Source organism: Flavobacterium glaciei (genome assembly GCF_003350545.1).
GTDB classification, from domain to species: Bacteria; Bacteroidota; Bacteroidia; order Flavobacteriales; family Flavobacteriaceae; genus Flavobacterium; species Flavobacterium glaciei.
In genome coordinates this window covers 13,463-34,674 of record NZ_QQBA01000016.1, presented here as the reverse complement: position 1 = coordinate 34,674, position 21,212 = coordinate 13,463, and the positions used below count along the sequence as shown (strand labels likewise).

The window sequence follows — 21,212 nt, the reverse complement described above, 5'->3', positions numbered from 1 at the left end:
TTAATAATTCTTAAATTTCAAAATTATCTCATTTTCAAATTAGCTTTTTCTCAATTTATAATTGTATTTTTGCCAAGTTTTTTACACAACTACAACACAAATAATAACAGAATGAATCAAACGAAATATATTTTTGTCACTGGTGGTGTGACTTCTTCTTTAGGGAAAGGAATCATTGCAGCATCATTGGCAAAATTGTTACAAGCCAGAGGATACCGTACAACTATCCAAAAGTTTGACCCTTATATTAATGTAGACCCCGGAACATTAAATCCTTATGAACATGGAGAATGTTATGTTACTGATGATGGTGCTGAAACAGATTTAGATTTAGGTCATTACGAGCGTTTCTTGAATGTTCCTACTTCTCAGGCGAATAATGTTACTACTGGAAGAATTTATCTTTCGGTTATTGAAAAAGAAAGAAGAGGAGAATTTCTGGGTAAAACGGTACAAGTAGTTCCTCATATTACCAATGAAATTAAAGATAGAATGCAATTGCTTGGTAATTCAGGTGATTATGATATTGTAATTACAGAGATTGGTGGAACGGTAGGAGATATCGAATCTTTACCTTACATAGAATCTGTTCGTCAGTTGGTTTGGGAATTGGGAGAACATAACGGGATTGTAATTCACCTTACATTAGTGCCTTATTTGGCAGCCGCAGGTGAATTGAAAACAAAACCGACGCAGCACTCTGTAAAAACTTTGATGGAAAGCGGTATTAAAGCTGATATTTTAGTGTGCAGAACTGAACACGAAATTTCCGAAGAGCTAAGAAATAAATTGGCATTATTCTGTAATGTAAAAAGAGAAGCGGTTATTCAGTCTATCGATGCTTCTACGATTTATGAAGTGCCTAATTTAATGTTAGAAGAAGGACTTGATGTCGTTGCATTAAAGAAATTAGATTTGCCTAAAAAAGCGGCTCCGGATTTAAAAAACTGGAATACTTTTTTACGAAGATTAAAAAATCCAAAACATACAGTGAATATCGGTTTGGTTGGGAAATATGTAGAAATGCAGGATTGCTACAAATCTATTTTGGAGGCGTTTATTCATGCAGGAGCTGCAAATGAAACCAAAGTAAATGTTATTTCAATTCATTCAGAACATATTGATGCGAATAATATAAACGAGAAATTTTCTGGTTTAGACGCAATTTTAGTTGCGCCTGGTTTTGGTGAAAGAGGAATTGAAGGGAAAATAGCAGCAGTTCAATATGCTCGTGAAAATAAAGTGCCGTTTTTTGGAATTTGTTTGGGTATGCAAATGGCGATTATCGAATATTCAAGAAATATTTTGGGTTATGCTGATGCAAATTCTACTGAAATGAATGATCATACTGCGCATCCTGTTGTAAATCTTATGGAAGAGCAAAAAACAGTTACTGATAAAGGTGGTACAATGCGTCTTGGAGCATGGAAATGTGATGTCAAAAAAGATTCATTGGCTTATAAAATATACGGGAAAGAAACGATTTCTGAGCGTCACCGTCACCGTTATGAGTACAATAGTAATTACGTTGCGCAATTGCAAAACGCAGGATTGATTGCTTCTGGAGTAAATCCTGACACTGGATTGGTGGAGATTATAGAAATAGAAAACCATCCGTTTTTTATTGGGGTACAATACCACCCAGAATACAAAAGTACAGTAGCGAATCCGCATCCTATTTTTGTGAATTTTGTGGCAGCAGCCGTTCAGGCAAAGAAAAAATAGTTGTTGTATTTTGAAACAATTCATCAAACTTCATACTAATAGATTAAACTTTTTTTAAATATAATAATGGAACAAAAAAAATTCGACCTCAATTCGATTATCGGTTTTGCATTAATTTTTGGTATTTTGGTATTCATCATGTACCAAAATCAACCTGACCCGAAAGTGGTTGCAGCTGAAAAAGCACAAAAAGAGTTGTTGATTAGAGAAGCTAAAGCCAAGGAGTTAGAACTAAAAACTGTGGCAAAAGCTACAATTGCAGTGGCAACAACTGGTGACTCAACTCAATTAGCACAATTGCAAAAAACGTTGGGGGATTTTGCCTATTCGGCTACTTTGCCTTCTGCGAAAGCTGGTGTGACTACAATCGAGAATGATGTAGTGAAGTTGACTATTGCCAATAAAGGTGGATATATTGTTGAAGCTACTTTGAAACAATTCGAAAAGTTCAAAAAAGGTTCTGGACAATTAGTACAATTGATAAAAGACAACAATGCTAATTTAAATGTGCAATTACTAACCAGTGATAACCGTACTTTAAATTCTAAAGATTTGTTTTTTGAGCCTACTTTAACGAAAGTTGGAGCAGATCAGATTTTGTCGATGAAATTGAAAGCGGGAGCAAACGAATTCTTGGAGTACAAATACATTTTGAAACCAAACGATTACATGATTGGTTTTGATATTCGTTCTCAAGGGTTGAATAAAGTATTGAATACTGCAAAACCATTGGATTTAGAATGGAATTTGAAAACTTTCAGAAATGAGAAAAGTGTTTCTTATGAAAACCGTTACACTGAAATCTATTTCGAACATGAAGATGGAAAAATTGATTATGCAGGTTTAGGTCAAACAGAAGAATCTGATTTGGAAAAAGCCACTTTTATTGCTTTCAAACAACACTTTTTCTCTACCATTCTTTTGTCAAAGACACCTTTGGAAACTGCTAAAGTAAAGTCTGATAACTTAGTTATAGATGATAAAATTGATACTACATACACGAAACAATTCAAAGCGAATATTCCTTTAGCTTTTACAAATGGGGAATTAGATCATAAAATGAGTTGGTATTTAGGCCCAACTGATTATAAGACACTAAAAGCATACGATCAAAATCTTGAAAAAATTATCTCGTTAGGTTGGGGGATTTTCGGATGGATTAATAAGTTTATTTTTATTCCTTTATTCGGATTTTTAAGTTCTTACATTGCCTACGGAATAGCGATTATTGTTTTCACAATAATTATAAAAATCGCGATGTCGCCTATTACTTTCAAATCATTCTTGTCACAAGCCAAAATGAAAGTATTGCGTCCTGAAATCACGGAATTGGGAGAAAAATTCAAAAAAGACCCAATGAAGAAGCAACAGGAAACAATGAAGTTGTATAACAAAGCGGGTGTAAATCCTATGGCTGGTTGTATTCCAGCTTTGATTCAATTGCCATTTATGTATGCCTCGTTTCAGTTTTTCCCTTCAGCATTTGAGTTGAGACAAAAAAGCTTCCTTTGGGCAGATGATTTATCTTCTTTTGACGAAATTATAAGATTGCCTTTCTATATTCCTTTTTACGGAAATCATATCAGTTTATTTCCAGTTTTGGCTTCGATTGCGATTTTCTTCTATATGAAAATGACTTCTGGTGACCAGCAAATGGCTGCTCCGCAACAAGAAGGAATGCCAGATATGGCGAAAATGATGAAGATTATGATTTATGTTTCGCCAATAATGATGTTGTTTTTCTTTAATAGTTATGGTGCGGGATTGAGTTTGTATAACTTTATTTCGAATCTAATTACTATTGGAATTATGATTGTCATCAAAAGATACTTTATCGATAGTGATAAAATTCATGCTCAAATTCAAGAGAACAAACTGAAAGAGCCGAAAAAGCAAGGTAAATTCCAGAAGAAACTTCAAGAAGTTATGGAACAAGCAGAAGCTCAAAAGGCACAACAGAAAAAGAAATAATTCAAAAAAAAAATCTCGATATCTTCGGGATTTTTTTTGTTTACATATAATTTAAGCGATGCAAGTTCGTTATTATAAAAAAGTAATTATGAAGGTGTTTTATAAAAAAGGAATATTTATTTTAATGTTTTTGAATTTGTTTTGTCTTAATGCGCAAACAGATTTCAATAAATTAGATGAAAAAGGTAAAAAACACGGAGTTTGGAGAGGTTTTTTTGAGGGATCTAAAAGGCCGAGATATGAAGGTACTTTTGAGCACGGAAAAGAAGTTGGAGTTTTTAATTTTTACGATGATACAAAAGCTAAATCTTTAATTGCTACAAGAGAATTTAGTGCAAAAGATAATTCTGCGTATACTATTTTCTATGACCAAAATAAAAATAAAGTAAGCGAAGGTAAGGTGGTCAATAAATTATTTGAAGGACAATGGAAGTACTACCACCAAGCTTCGAAAAACATTATGACAACTGAGAATTATGTAAATGGAAAGTTAGAAGGATTGCGCACCGTATTTTATCCAAGTGGAAAAATTGCAGAAGAAATAAATTATAAAAACAATTTGAAGAATGGTTTTTATAAAAAATACACTGAAAAAGGAATTGTATTGGAAGAGTCAATGTTTAAAAACAACATATACAGTGGATTAGCAATTTTTAGCGATACAAATGGGAATATAGTTTCTAAAGGGCAGTTTGTAAATGGTAAAAAATCAGGTGTTTGGCAGTTTTTTGAAAAAGGGAAATTGGTAAAAGAAATGAATATGAGTTTTCCTGAAAATGCAACAAAATCCAAAAACAATTAACTTTATACTTAACAAATACTGTTGTAAATCTTTTGTAACTTTGCTCCATTGTAAAATTATAATTTTTTGAAGATGAAGCGTGTTGTTGTAGGACTTTCTGGAGGTGTAGATTCAAGTGTTGCCGCTTATTTATTGCAACAACAAGGGTATGAAGTCATAGGTCTTTTTATGAAGAATTGGCACGATGATTCAGTTACTATATCTAATGAATGTCCGTGGCTTGAAGACAGCAATGATGCTTTGTTAGTTGCTGAAAAGTTAGGAATTCCTTTTCAAACGGTTGATTTGAGTGAAGAATACCAAGAGAAAATCGTGGATTATATGTTCAATGAATATGAAAAAGGGCGTACTCCAAATCCTGACGTTCTATGTAACCGCGAAATAAAATTTGATGTTTTCATGAAAATTGCTTTAAGTCTTGGTGCTGATTATGTAGCTACTGGACATTATTGCCAAAAAAGTGAAATCGAAGTCAATGGAGAAACAGTTTATCAACTTAAAGCTGGTGCTGATACTAATAAAGATCAATCGTATTTTTTATGTCAATTATCTCAAGTGCAATTGGCAAAATCATTATTTCCTATTGGTGAATTAACAAAACCGGAAGTTCGTGAAATAGCGGCTCAAATGGATTTGATTACTGCCGAAAAGAAAGATTCTCAAGGATTGTGTTTTATTGGAAAAGTACGTTTACCAGAGTTTTTACAACAAAAATTACAACCAAAAGAAGGAGTTATAATTCAAATAGATAAAAACGATCCAATCTACAGTTTTGAAAATAAAACTGAGTTAACTCTGGAAGATCGATTAATGTCTGATGCCAAAAAAATTCCTTACACTCCAGATATGGGGAAAGTAGTGGGGAAACACCAAGGGGCACATTATTTCACTATTGGACAACGAAAAGGATTAAACGTTGGCGGTACTACAGATCCATTGTTTATTATTGCTACTAATGTAGAAACTAATACTATTTACACAGGATTGACCAGTCAACATCCTGGTTTGTTCAAGAGTGTTTTATTTATAGAAAAAAATGAAGTGCATTGGATTCGTGAAGATTTGGCTTTGGCCAATGGAGAAACGATGCATGTCAAGGCTAGAATACGATACAGACAATCATTACAAACCGCTACCTTATATCAATTTGAAAACGGAATGTACGTAGCTTTTGACGAACCACAATCCGCAATAACAGAAGGGCAATTTGCTGCTTGGTATTTAGGAGAAGAATTAGTTGGTTCGGGTGTAATTTCTTAGTTTAGTACTTTATTTATATAAATATCTAAAAACAAATACTTTTCTGGAATGAACTATCTTCTGAAAAGCAATAATAATGTTTCAATCCTTACAATACTTTAAGTTTTAGGGCCAAATATATAATGTTTAACTATGAAAAAAATCTATACATTACTTTTTTTACTTTTTACAACGGTTGGTTTTTCTCAGCAAGATGCCTGGGTATATTTTAATGCAAAGCCCAATTCAAAATTTTATTTAGATAGTCCTCTAGAAATGCTTACACAAAGAGCATTAGATAGAAGAACAAATCAGAATATATCCATAGACTTTAAAGATGTTCCAGTCGAGGAAACCTTTATTAATCAGGTAAAAATGTCTACTGGAATTACAGTTATGGCAAAATCTAAATGGATGAACGCAATCCATGTTCGTGGTTCACAAGCTAATATTAATTCATTGGCTCTACTTTCTTTCGTAGATAAAGTTGATTTTGCTGATAAATCACTCAATCAAACTGCAAAAATTGCGAAGCTTTCAAAAGTTAAGAAGGTAAATAGTGTTAAGAAAACCAAAATTGAATACGCTTATGGTGCTTCAGCTAATCAAATTCAGATGCTCAACGGTCATCAGTTACACCAACAGAATTATACAGGTTCCGGTAAAATAATAGCAGTTTTAGACGGTGGATTTCCTGGAGTCAATACAGCTCAGCCATTTCAAAGATTAAGAGCTAATAACCAGATATTAGGTGGTTATAATTTTGTATTAAGAGATCCTGATTTTTATACTGGAGTTTCACATGGTACTTTAGTGCTTTCTTCAATGGGTGGTTACAAAGAAAATTCATTAGTAGGAACGGCACCAGATGCATCTTATTATTTATTTATTACCGAAGATGATACTTCAGAAAATCCTATCGAAGAATCGCTTTGGGTAGAAGCTGCAGAAAGAGCAGATAGTTTAGGGGTCGACATAATCAATACATCTTTGGGGTATTTTGATTACGATAATGCAGCATATAGCCATACATATAGTGAAATAAATGGTACAAGTGCATTTATATCCCGTGGAGCAGAAATTGCATACAGCAGAGGTATGATTGTTGTTGCTTCTGCAGGTAATTCAGGTGGTACATCAAATCCAAATATAGGAACGCCCGCAGATGCTGTTTCAGTAATTACTGTAGGCGCAGTAAATTCATCAGAAGTATTGACTTCATTCAGTTCAGTAGGTCCAACTTTTGACGCAAGAATAAAACCGGATGTTATGGCACAAGGGCTAGCAACGATAGTATCTGATCCAGCTGGAAATATTGTTACTGCTAATGGAACTTCTTTTTCAAGCCCCATAATGGCTGGAATGATTGCTTGTTTGTGGCAGGCGTTTCCCCAAAAAACAAATCAGGAAATTAGAGAATTAGTATTGAGATCTTCGGATAAATTTATGACACCAGATAATCAATATGGATATGGTATTCCTGATTTTGCATTGGCAATAAGCAACCAATTGGATTTAGAATCTTTTTCTAAAGATGATTTTATACTCTATCCCAATCCTGCCAGTGATACCGTTTCGGTTTCTTTACCTTCAACATTTGATACGGGAACAGTATATATTTATTCCATTTTGGGTCAAAAAGTTTTAGAACAAAAAATCACTCCTCAAACAACTACTATTTCATTGAAATCTCTAAATGATGGTGTGTACCTTTATAAAATGGAATCGGATGGTTTTTCTAAAACGGGAAAAATAATTAAAAAATTATAGCATTAATACTCTATGAATAAAATCACAAACCTTTTTAATATTAAATATCCAATTATTCAAGGAGGAATGATTTGGAATAGTGGTTATAAATTAGCAAGTGCAGTGAGTAATGCCGGAGGTTTAGGATTGATTGGAGCAGGTTCCATGTATCCTGAAGTTTTGCGGGAACACATTCAAAAATGTAAAAAGGCTACTTCAAAGCCTTTTGGGGTAAATGTTCCATTATTATATCCCAATATCGAAGAAATCATGAAAATTATCGTTGATGAAGGCATAAAAATCGTTTTCACATCAGCGGGTAATCCTAAAACATGGACTTCTTATTTGAAAGATAATGGCATAACTGTTGTACATGTGGTAAGTAGTTCTGTTTTTGCACTAAAAGCACAAGATGCGGGAGTAGATGCAATTGTTGCCGAAGGTTTCGAAGCTGGAGGGCACAATGGTAGAGAGGAAACAACTACGCTTACACTGATTCCTATGGTAAAAGAAAAGATAACCATTCCTTTGATTGCTGCCGGAGGTATCGCAACCGGTCGTGGTATGCTTGCAACAATGGTTTTGGGAGCTGATGGTGTTCAGGTAGGAAGTAGATTTGCAGCATCTATTGAATCATCTGCACATGAGAATTTTAAGGAAACGATTGTAAATGTTAAAGAGGGTGATACACAACTAACCTTGAAAGAACTCGCTCCAGTTCGATTGATTAAGAATAAATTTTATCAAGATGTTCAGCAATTGTATGAAAAATGTCCAACAAAAGAAGAACTTATTGGTTTGTTGGGAAGAGCTAGAGCAAAACGAGGCATGTTTGAAGGTGATTTAATCGAAGGCGAATTAGAGATAGGACAAATAGCAGGATTGATTCACGACATAAAATCAGCAGAAGCAATTATTCAGGAAGTGATAACTGAATTTGAAGCAGCCAAAAAAGAAATAATTAATTTTGATTTTTAATTTATTAAGGAATGATAAAAATAAAAAAATATATAGTTTTATTTTTTTTAATAATGGGATTACAACATTCCTTTGGCCAAAAATATAAATTTAAAACTTCTGGTTTTAGTGTTTTAGAAAAAACAGAAAAAGGAAAATGGGGCAAATGGTCTGATTTAGATTTGGTCAATATTCTAGTCACGCTTGATACCGATAAAAATAGAATAGTGGTTTATTCACAAATCATTCAATTATTTGAAATCATTGACTATCAGCCTATCGAAGAAAATGATTCTGATATTGTTTATTCTTTTACCTGTAAGGATAATGAAGGATTAAATTGTACTGTTTCTATCATCACCAGAAAAAAACAGGATAATAGGAAGCAATTGTATATCAATTATGAAGATCGGATTATTGTGTATAATATCTTCAATATGTGATGAATTGGATGAAAAAATGCTTCAATTTGAATAATTAAATCGTTCGAATTAATGCTTTTTTTAATAGTGAACGGGATTCTAATTTATATTTTTATTTCTAATTTGTCAGTTCGAGCGCAGTCGAGAACGTATATTGCATCTCGACTGCGCTCGATGAGACAAAAAAATATTGGTCTATATTTTGATTAATATCATTAAAGCTTTTCAATGTCTTTTATAAAATCATCGTACTCTAAATAAAATAATTCTAAAGCGTGCATTTTTTCATTATAAAAATCAAATATTTCATCCCAATAGTTACGATTACTAACACCGACTCCTAGTTTTTCAACCCAAATCCTACTTATTGTTTTGCCACTTTCCAGTGTGTATTCTTTTTCGAAAATTAAGTCTTTAATAAATTCCTCTTCAAGAATATTTTTTAACGCCTCCAGTTTTTCAAAATAAGCAATTCTTTTTTCATCGCTTCGGTGTTCAATGTCGATTAAAACTTGGGCTTTTTTATTGTCTACATAAAATTTAAAAGAGAAATCCTTGATTTTAGTATCGTATAATATCCATTTTCTAGGATATCTCTCTGCAAAAGCAATCCAGAATTCTCGTTTTAATCTTTGTGTTTCTTCTTTACTGTACATTTGTAAGGACTTTTTGGTTATAGAAAACTTGTGCAATTGTATTTTCTAAACTATATTTAGATGCTTTTTGTTTGCAAAAATAGACTTTGATTATGAATTTTCAAGAATTTTTACAGTATGTTCCTAAATTAATTGAAGCAAGGCTTCCAGCTTTTGACGCACATATAAAAATGGCTCCAATTGAGCGATTAGAAAGCTTAAAAAACATCAACATTGATAAAAAGCCCAGAATAGCTGCTGTAATGATGCTTTTTTATCCTAAAAATGATACTGTACATTTGGTATTGATTGTCCGAAATTCTTATGAAGGAATTCATTCGGCACAAATTGCATTTCCTGGCGGTAAATACGAATTAGAGGATGAAAATTTTGCTGAAACGGCACTTCGGGAAACACATGAAGAGGTAGGAATACACCCAGAAAAAATAGAAATTATTAAACCATTTACAGAATTATATATTCCGCCAAGTAACTTTATGGTTTATCCTTTTTTAGGTATCAGTAAAGAAGAATTAGTTTTTGTTGCACAAGCTTCTGAAGTGGCTAATATTATCGAATTGCCTTTGACGGTTTTCTTACACGATGCGCTTGTAGTAGATACAATCTTGTCTACTTCCTACGCTGACAACATCAATATTCCGGCTTTTAAAATTGAAGACCATATTGTTTGGGGTGCTACCGCAATGATGATGAGTGAGTTAAAAGAAGTTCTGAGGGAAGTTTTGGGCTAATAAATTTAAATTTTAGTTCTATAAAAGAATGAGTTAGATACTTCCTTTTTTTGAAAAAAGCCCAGTAGAAATCATCAACAAACTTCAAATATAAATTTCGTAAGTTTGTAATCCAAATTCACAAAAAAATACACAATTTTATGGGATTGTTGAAGAGAAATCCTTTTGGACACATATTATTTATAAAAAAATGGCTAATCCGAATCTTCGGAGCCATGACGCATAGGCGGTATAGAGGTTTTAACGAATTACAAATTGAAGGTTCTGAAATCATCAGAAATTTACCGGATAACAACGTACTTTTTATTTCCAATCATCAAACCTATTTTGCGGATGTCGTTGCTATGTTTCATGTTTTTAATGCAAGTTTAAGCGGACGTGATGATACTATCAAGAATGTTTGTTATTTGTGGCAACCTAAAATGAATATCTATTATGTAGCAGCCAAAGAAACCATGAAAGCAGGATTATTACCAAGAATTATGGCGTACGCTGGAGCAATTTCTGTAGAGCGTACTTGGCGTGCTAAAGGAGTTGATGTTCAGGAGAAAAAAGATATAAACCCGGATGATACTGAAAACATAAAAATTGCGCTAGCTGATGGTTGGGTAATCACTTTTCCGCAAGGAACCACAAAATCGTTTAAACCTGTTCGCAAAGGAACAGCACATATTATCAAACAGCACAGACCTATCGTGGTGCCTATTGTTATTGACGGTTTCCGTCGTTCGTTTGATAAAAAAGGGCTACGCATGAAGAAGAAAGGAATCCTGCAATCCTTTATTATCAAAGAACCTTTGGATATTGATTATGACAATGATACCATCGAGGAAATTGTAGAAAAAGTAGAATATGCAATCGAGCAACATGCTTCATTTCTAAAAGTTATTCCTGCTGAAGAAATTAAAGAACAGGAAGAATTAAATCGATTACGAAAATGGGAATATTAAACATTTAGTCCTAAAGTCAAAAGTCTTAAAATTCAATATTGGACATTGAATTTTAAGACTTTTTTTTTATTTATAGGTCTATTTTCTTTAGTTCTTTATAATTAGCATACAAACGACGTAGTAAAGTGCCATATAATACTCGGTAAAACAGCCAAAGTAAGCCAAATAACGCAATACTTAAAATACTTAATACTCCAATTGTAATGGCCATAATCTTAGCGCTACTATTTATTTGCTGCTTGAAAGTATCCATTTCAGGATTGTAGGCAAATGCAATAATAAATCCTACAATTAAACTAAACACTAACATTCCTAAATTATACCAAACATAATATTGAACTGTTTTTCGGGTCTTTAGTATATCCTGCATCAATTGTTTAGTTGTGGCTATTGTAGATATTACTTTATATCTTTTATAAAAAGAATAAATAAAAATCAAAATTACAGCATAATTGGCATAATTGAGTAGCTCAAAATAGCCAATTAATTCAGAATGTTGGATGTTTTTTAAATACCCATCAGAGTCAAAACAAAGACTCAGACACGACCACAATAAAACCTCCAAAATACTAATAATCAAAATCCACTTCACAATCGAAGATGATTTTTTATGTATCATTTTGTAAATCTCGATTTCTGACACCTGCTCAAAAGAATTCTCGTTCTTCTGCCAGTCTTTTTTTAATAAATCCAGTTCTTTCATATTCCTAATGGATTTAATATTTTTTTTAATTTACCTTTAATTCTATTCATTTTCACCCTTGCATTTACCTCACTAATTCCCAATGTTTCTGATATTTCTTGATAATCCTTGTCTTCTAGATACATAAATATCAACGCCTTTTCTATATCATTCAATTGGTAAACAGCTTTGTACATTAATTTCAATTGTTCCTCCTCTTCATAATCATATTCTACATCTTTCAGGAAATGTTGTCGCCCTTCAAATTCGATAGTATTTATGGAACGTTTAGTTTTTCGGTACAAAGTAATTGCCGTATTTAGCGCGACTCGATACGCCCAAGTAGAAAATTTGCTGTCACCCCTGAATTTTGGAAAAGCTTTCCACAACTGAATCGTAATTTCCTGAAACAAATCCTTATGTGCATCCTCACCATTAGTATACAACCTACAAATTTTGTGGATTATATTCTGATTTTCCTGAAGCTGTTTTACAAAAGAATGTTCTAAATTATCACTCATATATACGTTAGTAAACCTATACTGGTTTTTGTTACAAAGTAGCGCATTTTTTTTGAGGAGCACAACGTTTTCATTTCATAACTAATACTCGTCCCGCTGTACATTACAATCTTTATTTCCTGATAAAAATCAGTAAATAAAGGATTTTTATTACCATGGGGCTAATTTAAACGTTTAATAACCTGATGAACTTTTTCTAAAACCAAAATTTCGATACTATTTGATGAAATTCAATAGTATAAAACATTGTATCTTTGATTATCAAAAAATCAGAATTTTTTAAACATGAACATTCCAAATTCAACTTTACACAGAATAGTAATCATTGGTGGTGGTTTCGCGGGAATCGCATTAGCTAAAAAATTAAAAAACAAAAAAGTTCAGGTTGTCCTTTTAGACAAACACAATTACCATACATTCCAACCTTTATTATATCAAGTTGCCACAGGCGGTCTCGAAGCCGGTTCTATAGCATACCCAATCAGAAAAGTAATTCAGGAATACGATGACGTTTATTTTAGACTCACCAATGTCCAGGAAATAGATACTAAAAACCAAAAAGTAATTACCGAAATTGGCGAATTAAGTTATGATTATCTCGTGATTGCCACAGGTTCTAAAACTAATTATTTTGGCAATAAAGAAATTGAGCGCAACAGTATGGCCATGAAAACCATACCGCAATCACTCAATATCCGAAGTCTGATTCTAGAAAATTTTGAGCAAGCTGTTTTAACTACTGATGTTGCCGACCAAAATAGCCTTATCAATTTTGTACTCGTAGGTGGCGGACCAACTGGAGTAGAGCTAGCTGGTGCTTTGGCCGAAATGAAAAAAGCCATTCTGCAAAAAGATTACCCCGATCTTGATATTGCCAAAATGCAAATCAATCTCATTCAAAGTGGCGACAGAATCCTGAATACCATGAGTGAGAAATCCTCTCAAGCTGCCGAAAAATTTCTAACCAATCTGGGTGTGAAAATTTGGAAAAACGTGCGAGTAACTAATTATGACGGACGAACTATTACCACAAATTCTGATTTGACATTTGAAACCGCCACCGTAATCTGGACTGCAGGTGTTCAAGGAGCTCTCGTTGCGGGATTAGATGGAAAATCTTTGGTTGAGAAAGTAGAACGCATTCGGGTCAATGAATTCAATCAGGTAATTGGCTATGAAAACATTTTTGCAGTAGGAGACATTGCTTCTATGGAATCTGAAACCTATCCGCAAGGGCATCCCATGATGGCACAACCTGCCATGCAACAAGGCGAATTATTGGGTGAAAACCTAGTAAAATTAATCGAAAACAAACCCATGGAAGCTTTTGAATACAACGACAAAGGCTCGATGGCAACCATAGGAAGAAATAAAGCAGTAGTCGACTTGCCAAAATACCATTTTAGTGGTGTTTTTGCTTGGTTTGTTTGGATGTTTGTCCATTTATTTTCCCTCATTGGATTCAAAAATAAAGCCGTCGTATTCCTGAATTGGGTATACAATTACATTCGTTTTGACCGTGAAGGAAGATTAATTATCAGACCTTACAAAAAGAAAAGTTTTATGACATTTACTAGTGATGAAGTATAGAAAATGATGGGTTATGAGTTATGAATGACAAGTTTTAAGGACTTGTTTATAACTCATAATTCATAATTCATAACTCATAATTTACAACTCTTTTTCTTTGTAATAATTCACCATCAAATTCACGAATTTACTATAGCCTTCCATGCCATCTTTTTGCTGATTTACTTTCAGGAATTGGTCGTAAAAAGCATGAAAACCTTTGTCGATGATCGTGTCGTATTGCTTCCAGAAAAGCTCACTTTCTTTGTAGTTTTTCAAAATACCGGGATTTACAGTTTTTAATAATTGTTTAAAAACGGCTTTATCTCGTGCTTGCCAATTATTTAAACAATACCGCAGTGCCATGCTGTATCCTGAATATTGAATGTATAAATCATCATTTTTCACAGAGGCTAAAAATCCAATAAAGTTGCATTCACTCTCACTTGCGTAACCCATCTGATGCGCCATTTCATGATTCGTAGTCATTGGGAAACTATACATTGGCCCAAGATCGTTAACCTGCGCTTCATTAGTAAACGGGTTGAGATAGCCTCCAAAACCCATATAGGTCAAAGGCAGGCTTAGCAGTGATTTTTTAGTACTTAGTTTGTAAAAAGAAAAATAAGGATGTTCTGCAGCCAAGTTTTTATATCCATTCAGACTCATTTCAAAAACCTGTTCTTGTGAGTAGGGAAATACCACTTTCAAGCTGTTATTTTTTGTGAGTTGGTTTTGAACAGAATTGGTTTTAGTAATTATTTTTTTGGTAAAAGCCAATAAATCGGCATCCGAATAATCTTTTTGAATTTCCATTTTTTCAAAAAGCGGTTCACGGAAATAATTCAATGCCCAAAGGACATGGAACAAAAAGTAAAAAACAGAAACAAAACTCAAGATGCTAAAAACAGTGTCTTTCCAATTAGATTTCCATTTTTTTCGTTTGTCCCAAAACCATTTTATAATAAATAAAATAAGAATAAAATAAAGGCAGTCACCTACAGAAAAAGGAATTCCTCCTAAAATAGTTCTCGAAAATAGCGAAACTATTGGATAAAAACCATTGCTGTACCAATCTTCTATCTGTTCCGGGTAAAAGGGAATAATTTGCAAAAGCACTATTTGAATCAATAGGAAGGAGGAAAGGAAATATTTTGTTTTCAATGTTTGAATTTTGGTAATGTAAATATAATTACAATATCAATTACTACCGTACCGAATTTAAACTTTGTAACTTTGGGACTTATAAATCTTAAACCTCAAACAAGAATATATGAGTCAAGAAATAAGAAATCTGGAGCCAAAAGCACTTTGGAACAAGTTTGCCGATTTGAATGCTGTACCGCGTCCTTCTAAAAAAGAAGAACGTGTAATTGAGTTCATGAAAAAATTTGGCGAAAGCCTTGGACTAGAGACTTTTGAAGATGAAATCCGTAACGTAATCATTCGTAAACCGGCAACTGCTGGAATGGAAAACCGAAAAGCAATCGTGCTTCAAGGACATTTGGATATGGTGCACCAAAAAAATTCGGATACCGTTTTTGATTTTGATACACAGGGAATCGATATGTATGTTGATGGGGATTGGGTTCGTGCTCGCGGAACAACTCTTGGTGCTGATAACGGTCTTGGAGTTGCGGCTATTATGGCAATTTTAGAAAGCACAGATATTCCACATCCTGCTATAGAAGCATTGTTTACCATTGACGAAGAAACAGGAATGACTGGAGCGTTGAACCTTAAAGGCGGTATTCTACAAGGTCAAATTCTTTTGAATATGGATACGGAAGAAGATGATGAAATAGACATTGGTTGTGCAGGTGGAATTGATGTAACGGCTACTGCGGAATATGATGAAGAAGAAACTCCAGAAGGATCTGTAGGATATACAATTACCGTAAAAGGATTGCAAGGCGGGCATTCTGGAATGGATATTCACAAAGGATTAGGGAATGCTAATAAAATTATGAACCGATTACTGTTTGATGGTTTTGATAATTTTGGTTTGCAAATTTCTGAAATCAAAGGAGGAAGTTTACGCAATGCGATTCCTCGTGAAAGTCAGGCAAAAGTTATTATTGCTGAAGTCTATGATGAAGCTTTTGTTTTTGACATGCAACAAATTGTAAACGAAATCAAAACGGAGTTAAAAACAACGGAGCCAAATTTAGAAGTTGTTTTTGAAAAAATGGGTGTAGCTCCTGCTAAAGTAATGCCTTCTATTGCTCAGTTCTACTTTGTCAGAGCAATGTATACTGCTCATAATGGAGTGTACAGAATGAGTGCTGATTTTGATGATTTAGTGGAAACATCTAATAATATTGCTAAAGTTATTGTGGGTGAAGGGCAACTTTCTGTACAATGTTTAACACGTTCATCTGTTGAAACTGCTAAATTTGATTTGGCTAATGCGTTGCGTTCTTCTTTTGAATTAATGGGTTGTGAAGTAGAATTTTCAGGATCATATCCAGGTTGGACGCCAAATTCTAAATCAGAGATTTTAGATGTTTTAGTGCCAATTTACGAAAAGCAAAACGGTGAAAAACCTAAAGTAGTGGCTTGTCACGCCGGATTAGAATGTGGGATTCTGGGGACAAATTATCCAGATATGGATATGATTTCTTTTGGACCTACGATTCACGGTGCGCATTCCCCAGACGAGAGAGCGAGTATTTCCTCTTCTCAGAAATTTTGGAAATTTGTATTGGAAATTTTAGCAAATATTCCGGTAAAATAATATTTAGTTATTGAAAAAGTGATCGGTGTTCAGTTGTTTAGGAGTCAGTATTTAAACTGAACACTTCTTTTTTAACTGAACACTGACCACTAATTATTAGTCTCTTTTAGGACTGTTTTTCTTATCTCTTTTTTCTTCTTTCTTTTCTTTAGCCGTTTTTAAAGGCTCTTTTTTCGTAGTTTTTTTAGCGTCTTGACTTTTTGCCATGATATTGATATTTAGATTATGTTTTTAATTCTTGATTCAGGTAAATGTATATAATTATTTTGGTTTGTTTTAAATATTATTTTAAAAAGTCTCCATCGATAATTAATAATTCCACGCCATTTGTGGATACAGAACGATGGGAACTTGCATCATCAGAAACTACGTAAGTCATTCCCTTTGATAGTTGTACTTGTTCTCCATTATCCATTTCGCTAATGAAATTGCCTTCAAGGCAATGAACAATATGTCCTTTTTGGCACCAATGATCTGCTAAATAGCCTTCAGAATATTTTACTTTTCGAATTCTAAGTCCGTCTAATTGTAGGGTTTGCCAATAAGCAGTTCCGGTTTCTCCTTTATGTTCAGTCTTTTCTATTGAATCCCAATGTATCGTTTGGAAAGGTATTTTGGACATAGTTTCGTTTTTTTTGAATGTTTAATTTAGATTTAAATTCAAATGCAACCACACTAAAAGAAAATTCCCCAATTTCATTTAGAATTGAGGAATTTTTTAATTTGTAAATCTTAAAATAGATTTTATTTTTTCTTTAAAACTTTATATTCTTCATAACAACCACTTATGGCATCCATAATTTGTAGGTCATTTGCTGTTTTAATAAAGGATTCAGAATAGTTACAACGTTGCAAAATTTCAGGTATTTCATTTTTGTCAATTCCTAAAAGTACGGCAATAGTTTCTCTGTCAAATTTTGATTCCAAAAGATTACGCACGGTATCATCTTTCTTCATTTCTTTAAGTTTTTTGAGCTCCTTTGGTTTATTACCAAAGAATTTATAGAGCATATCTGCTGGATTAAAGATGGAGCCCAGAACTCTTCCAAAAGCATTGGGAGAATATTCACCCGCTTCATAACCTTGTGTTAATCCTGAAATACTGTAGCGATAATTTTCTTTTACAGGAATAATTTTGGTGTCAACTTCAAGATAACCTGTAAGATTAAAAGGTCGGATTATCACTTCTTCAAGTGCGATTGCTTTTTCGGTTAGCTGTATTTTAGTGCTTTTATTTTTGATCCAGTCATTTGTCACTCTAACACGTAGCGATTGAAATCCTAAACTCGTAATATGCAAGGTGTCATTTACTTGGACATCTATCTCAAAAAAACCTCCTACATCAGTAGTTGCTCCTCTTACTTTGTTGATATTGATAATGTTTACACTAGATAGAGGCAGTCTGGTAGTATTACTGATAATTATACCATCAACTTTTTGGGAAGGTTCTTTAACTTGCGAAAACGCTGTTGCGGATACTATTAAAAAAAAGAAAACTACAAAATATTTCATAAACTGGTTTAAGACTTTAAAAGTAATAAAACAGGATTAAATATTTTGTAGTTCCAGTATAATTATAAGAAAATTAACAATAAGTGTTAATCTCTTCTTGGTCTTCTTGGTCTTGGTGAATCACCAAAGCTTTCAGAACGTCTTGGTGCTCTATCAGAAGAACCTTCACTTCTAGATCTGTCAGATGAAAAACCACCTTCTCTTCTTGGAGCATCACTTCTTCCGCCAAATCCACCTTCTCTTGGAGCAGAATTTCTGTCGCTTCTAAATCCGCCTGAACCTTCTCTTCTTGGAGCAAAGCTTCCTTCTCTTCTTGGAGCTGAACTTCTTCCGCCACCAAAACTTCCGCCAGAACTTCTTCCGTTATGATCACGTCTTCCGCCACCGTCATTTTTAGAAATTTCAACATTGATTCTACGTCCTTCTAATTGTACGTTGTTCAATATTTCCATTACTTTATCAGTATGTTCTGGATCAGTGTTGAAGAAAGAGAAACCTTCTTTTACATCTACTTTGAAAACGTCATCACGACCTAAGTCTAATGTTTCTTTCAAATAATCTTTTAATGACATCCAATCAAAATTGTCTCTAGAACCAATGTTCACAAAATATCTTGTTGCACCACCATTGTTATTCTCTCTTGGAGCACCATCTCTATCATCACGGTCACGTCTTTCAGAACCTGAAGCTTGATTAGAAATGTCTCTTGTTTTTTTGTAATAATTGATAAAACGATTGAATTCAACCGATACCATTTTCTTGATTAATTCTTCTTTAGATAAACCTTCAAGTACGCTATTGATTGCAGGAAGGTAAGTGTCAATTTCGTGATCAACTTCAGTATCCTTAATCTTTGTAGCTAAGTGTAACAATTGGATTTCACAGATTTCAATTCCAGAAGGAATTGTTTTCTCTTCAAATTTTTGTTTGATGATTCTTTCGATAGATGAAATCTTACGCAATTCACTTTTAGTTACAATTACGATAGATGTTCCTAATTTACCAGCACGACCTGTACGTCCAGAACGGTGATTGTAAGTTTCAATTTCGTCAGGTAATTGATAATTTACTACGTGAGTAATGTTATCAACGTCAATTCCACGAGCAGCTACATCAGTTGCAACAAGCATTTGGATTTGTCTACCACGGAAAGATTTCATTACACCATCACGTTGTGCTTGAGATAAATCTCCGTGCAAAGCAGCAGCGCTGTATCCATCTTCGATCAATTTTTCAGCAACAGCCTGCGTATCTCTTTTGGTACGGCAAAAAACTACTGAGAAAATGTCTGGATTAGAATCAGCTAAACGTTTCAAAGCTTCGTAACGATCACGAGCATTAACAAGGTAAAATTCGTGTGAAACTGTAGCAGAACCTGAGTTTTTAGCTCCAACTGTAATTTCAATTGGATCTATCATAAATTGTTTTCCAATACGTGCTACTTCAGCTGGCATTGTTGCAGAGAACAACCATGTGTTTTTTTCGTCTGGCGTAGTCGAAAGGATGTTTACGATATCTTCATAGAAACCCATGTTCAACATTTCGTCAGCTTCGTCAAGAATACAATAATTGATTTGAGATATGTTTACCAAACCTCTATTAATCATATCTTGCATTCTTCCTGGAGTTGCCACAATAATTTGTGCGCCTCTCTTTATGTCTCTCGCTTGTTCTGTAATGCTAGCTCCACCGTAAACTGCTACCACATTAATACCTTTTTCGTATTTAGAGTAGTTTTTAATTTCGTTGGTAATCTGCAAACAAAGTTCGCGTGTTGGAGATAAAATTAATGCCTGTGTGTTTCTGTTGTTAGCATCAATTTTTTGGATAACTGGAAAACCAAAAGCTGCCGTTTTCCCTGTCCCTGTCTGAGCCAACGCAACCATATCTGTATCTTTTTCCAATAATAGGGGAATCGCTTTCTCCTGTACTTCGGTCGGATTTTCAAATCCTAGATCTAAAATCGCCTTCAGTAACGATTCACTCAATCCTAATTGTTCAAATTTATTCATATGTATTTTTAAAATAGGGTGCAAAATTACTGTTTATAATCCATATAAACTAATGCTATTTTAAGATTTAATGATTTATTATAATTTGATTATCAGAATGTTATAATTTTATTTGTGAATTTGCGTTTCCAATTTACACATTTGAGAGTAAAATTATGACTAACGGACTAGTATTTTGTTATAAAAAATGTTGTGTCAGGTTATGTTTATTTATTTAGCTTCAAAAAATCTATTAATTGTTGCGTTGCTTTTCCCCTGTGGCTGATTCTATTTTTTACTTCTAAAGATAATTGAGCAAATGTTTCATCGTATTTCTCTGGTTTAAAAATAGGGTCGTAGCCAAATCCTTGATTTCCAATTTTTTCTAAAGTAATTTCACCTCGTGCAATCCCTGTAAAGAGATGCTGTTTTCCGTTTAAATTTAATGCAATTACTGTTTTGAATTGAGCGCTTCGGTCGTTTTGATTGCTAAGTGCATTCAAAAGTTTATCCATATTATCATCTGCATTGCGTTGTTCGCCAGCATAGCGAGCTGAGAAAACACCCGGTTCTCCGTCTAAAGCGAGGACTTCTAATCCGGTATCATCTGCAAAACAATCGTAACCGTAGTTTTGAGTTACGTAGTTTGCTTTTAGAATGGCATTTCCTTCAATAGTATCTGCAGTTTCTGGAATGTCTTCAAAACAGCCAATACTTTCTAAACTTAAAATACTAATAGTTTCAGGAAGCATGCTTTGTAATTCCAAGATTTTGTTAGGGTTGTTTGAAGCAAAAACTATTTTCATATGATGTGTTTTGATGTAACAAAGATAATGACTTGAAGTAGGCTTTACATAGAAAAAAAGGAAAATCGCTTTTGAGTGTTTTCGTGATGGGTAATAACTAGGTATAAATTTGATTTCTTAAATTTTGCTTTTGTAAAATTTTTATCATGCGGTGCTTTTGTATTTCTTTAATTACTAACTTTATAACTAAAC

The 21,212-nt window shown here is 33.6% G+C and carries 19 protein-coding genes; 11 read left to right on the top strand and 8 right to left on the bottom strand.

The genetic code is table 11. From position 1 onward, the window contains the following. The first annotated feature begins 111 nt into the window (after nt 1–111). From DFR66_RS12265 to DFR66_RS12235, 7 genes are all read left to right on the top strand, one after another. Complete coding sequence (locus DFR66_RS12265) at nt 112–1,725, top strand: CTP synthase (RefSeq protein ID WP_114755151.1); 1,614 nt, start codon at nt 112–114, stop codon at nt 1,723–1,725. Nucleotides 1,726–1,791: 66 nt separating this feature from the next. Continuing rightward, the gene (gene yidC / locus DFR66_RS12260) at nt 1,792–3,696 is read left to right on the top strand and encodes a membrane protein insertase YidC (protein ID WP_114755127.1); all 1,905 of its coding nucleotides are present in this window, start codon (nt 1,792–1,794) and stop codon (nt 3,694–3,696) included. A gap of 88 nt (nt 3,697–3,784) precedes the next feature. Then, complete coding sequence (locus DFR66_RS12255; protein WP_114755150.1) at nt 3,785–4,498, top strand: toxin-antitoxin system YwqK family antitoxin; 714 nt, start codon at nt 3,785–3,787, stop codon at nt 4,496–4,498. Nucleotides 4,499–4,570: 72 nt separating this feature from the next. Next, a complete protein-coding gene (mnmA, locus tag DFR66_RS12250; protein WP_114755126.1) occupies nt 4,571–5,758 on the top strand; it encodes a tRNA 2-thiouridine(34) synthase MnmA in 1,188 nt (395 codons plus the stop codon). 132 nt (nt 5,759–5,890) lie between these two features. Continuing rightward, nucleotides 5,891–7,507, top strand: a complete 1,617-nt coding sequence (locus DFR66_RS12245) for a S8 family peptidase (RefSeq protein ID WP_114755125.1) — start codon at nt 5,891–5,893, stop codon at nt 7,505–7,507. Between the two features lie 12 nt (nt 7,508–7,519). Continuing rightward, the gene (locus DFR66_RS12240) at nt 7,520–8,464 is read left to right on the top strand and encodes an NAD(P)H-dependent flavin oxidoreductase (protein WP_114755124.1); all 945 of its coding nucleotides are present in this window, start codon (nt 7,520–7,522) and stop codon (nt 8,462–8,464) included. Between the two features lie 11 nt (nt 8,465–8,475). Further along, complete coding sequence (locus DFR66_RS12235; protein ID WP_114755123.1) at nt 8,476–8,886, top strand: hypothetical protein; 411 nt, start codon at nt 8,476–8,478, stop codon at nt 8,884–8,886. Between the two features lie 194 nt (nt 8,887–9,080). Here the strand turns inward: DFR66_RS12235 and DFR66_RS12230 are convergent, their stop codons facing one another. Further along, entirely contained in the window at nt 9,081–9,521 is a 441-nt protein-coding gene (locus DFR66_RS12230; protein WP_114755122.1) for a DUF4268 domain-containing protein, read from the bottom strand. A 92-nt stretch (nt 9,522–9,613) separates the two neighbouring features. On the opposite strand from DFR66_RS12230, the gene DFR66_RS12225 reads away from it, so the two are divergent. Together DFR66_RS12225 and DFR66_RS12220 are read left to right on the top strand one after the other, a co-directional pair. Then, nucleotides 9,614–10,252: an NUDIX hydrolase gene (locus DFR66_RS12225; protein ID WP_114755121.1), complete on the top strand. Its 639-nt coding sequence runs from the start codon at nt 9,614–9,616 to the stop codon at nt 10,250–10,252. Between the two features lie 140 nt (nt 10,253–10,392). After that, on the top strand, nt 10,393–11,202 hold the full coding sequence (locus DFR66_RS12220) for a lysophospholipid acyltransferase family protein (protein WP_114755120.1): 810 nt from the start codon (nt 10,393–10,395) through the stop codon (nt 11,200–11,202). A gap of 70 nt (nt 11,203–11,272) precedes the next feature. Here DFR66_RS12220 and DFR66_RS12215 read toward each other — a convergent pair whose 3' ends face one another. Both DFR66_RS12215 and DFR66_RS12210 read right to left on the bottom strand, forming a co-directional pair. Continuing rightward, entirely contained in the window at nt 11,273–11,905 is a 633-nt protein-coding gene (locus DFR66_RS12215; protein WP_114755119.1) for a hypothetical protein, read from the bottom strand. Further along, a complete protein-coding gene (locus tag DFR66_RS12210) occupies nt 11,902–12,405 on the bottom strand; it encodes an RNA polymerase sigma factor (RefSeq protein ID WP_114755118.1) in 504 nt (167 codons plus the stop codon). Before DFR66_RS12210 ends, DFR66_RS12215 begins: the two co-directional genes overlap by 4 nt. A gap of 285 nt (nt 12,406–12,690) precedes the next feature. Between DFR66_RS12210 and DFR66_RS12205 the strand changes: the two genes are divergently transcribed. Then, nucleotides 12,691–13,995: an NAD(P)/FAD-dependent oxidoreductase gene (locus tag DFR66_RS12205; protein ID WP_114755117.1), complete on the top strand. Its 1,305-nt coding sequence runs from the start codon at nt 12,691–12,693 to the stop codon at nt 13,993–13,995. Between the two features lie 81 nt (nt 13,996–14,076). Here DFR66_RS12205 and DFR66_RS12200 read toward each other — a convergent pair whose 3' ends face one another. Then, the gene (locus DFR66_RS12200; protein WP_114755116.1) at nt 14,077–15,138 is read right to left on the bottom strand and encodes a DUF3810 domain-containing protein; all 1,062 of its coding nucleotides are present in this window, start codon (nt 15,136–15,138) and stop codon (nt 14,077–14,079) included. Nucleotides 15,139–15,247: 109 nt separating this feature from the next. Here DFR66_RS12200 and DFR66_RS12195 point away from each other — a divergent pair, with 109 nt between their 5' ends. After that, complete coding sequence (locus DFR66_RS12195; protein WP_114755115.1) at nt 15,248–16,711, top strand: aminoacyl-histidine dipeptidase; 1,464 nt, start codon at nt 15,248–15,250, stop codon at nt 16,709–16,711. Between the two features lie 283 nt (nt 16,712–16,994). On the opposite strand, the gene DFR66_RS12185 is transcribed toward DFR66_RS12195, so the two are convergent. From DFR66_RS12185 to DFR66_RS12170, 4 genes are all read right to left on the bottom strand, one after another. Further along, nucleotides 16,995–17,333 (bottom strand): DHCW motif cupin fold protein, encoded by a 339-nt coding sequence (locus tag DFR66_RS12185; protein WP_114755113.1) that lies wholly within the window; start codon nt 17,331–17,333, stop codon nt 16,995–16,997. 122 nt (nt 17,334–17,455) lie between these two features. Next, nucleotides 17,456–18,223 (bottom strand): carboxypeptidase-like regulatory domain-containing protein, encoded by a 768-nt coding sequence (locus DFR66_RS12180; RefSeq protein ID WP_114755112.1) that lies wholly within the window; start codon nt 18,221–18,223, stop codon nt 17,456–17,458. 86 nt (nt 18,224–18,309) lie between these two features. After that, complete coding sequence (locus DFR66_RS12175; protein ID WP_114755111.1) at nt 18,310–20,235, bottom strand: DEAD/DEAH box helicase; 1,926 nt, start codon at nt 20,233–20,235, stop codon at nt 18,310–18,312. A 206-nt stretch (nt 20,236–20,441) separates the two neighbouring features. Then, nucleotides 20,442–21,020, bottom strand: coding sequence for a non-canonical purine NTP diphosphatase (locus DFR66_RS12170; RefSeq protein WP_114755110.1), 579 nt, complete (start codon nt 21,018–21,020; stop codon nt 20,442–20,444). Between the last annotated feature and the right edge of the window lie 192 nt (nt 21,021–21,212).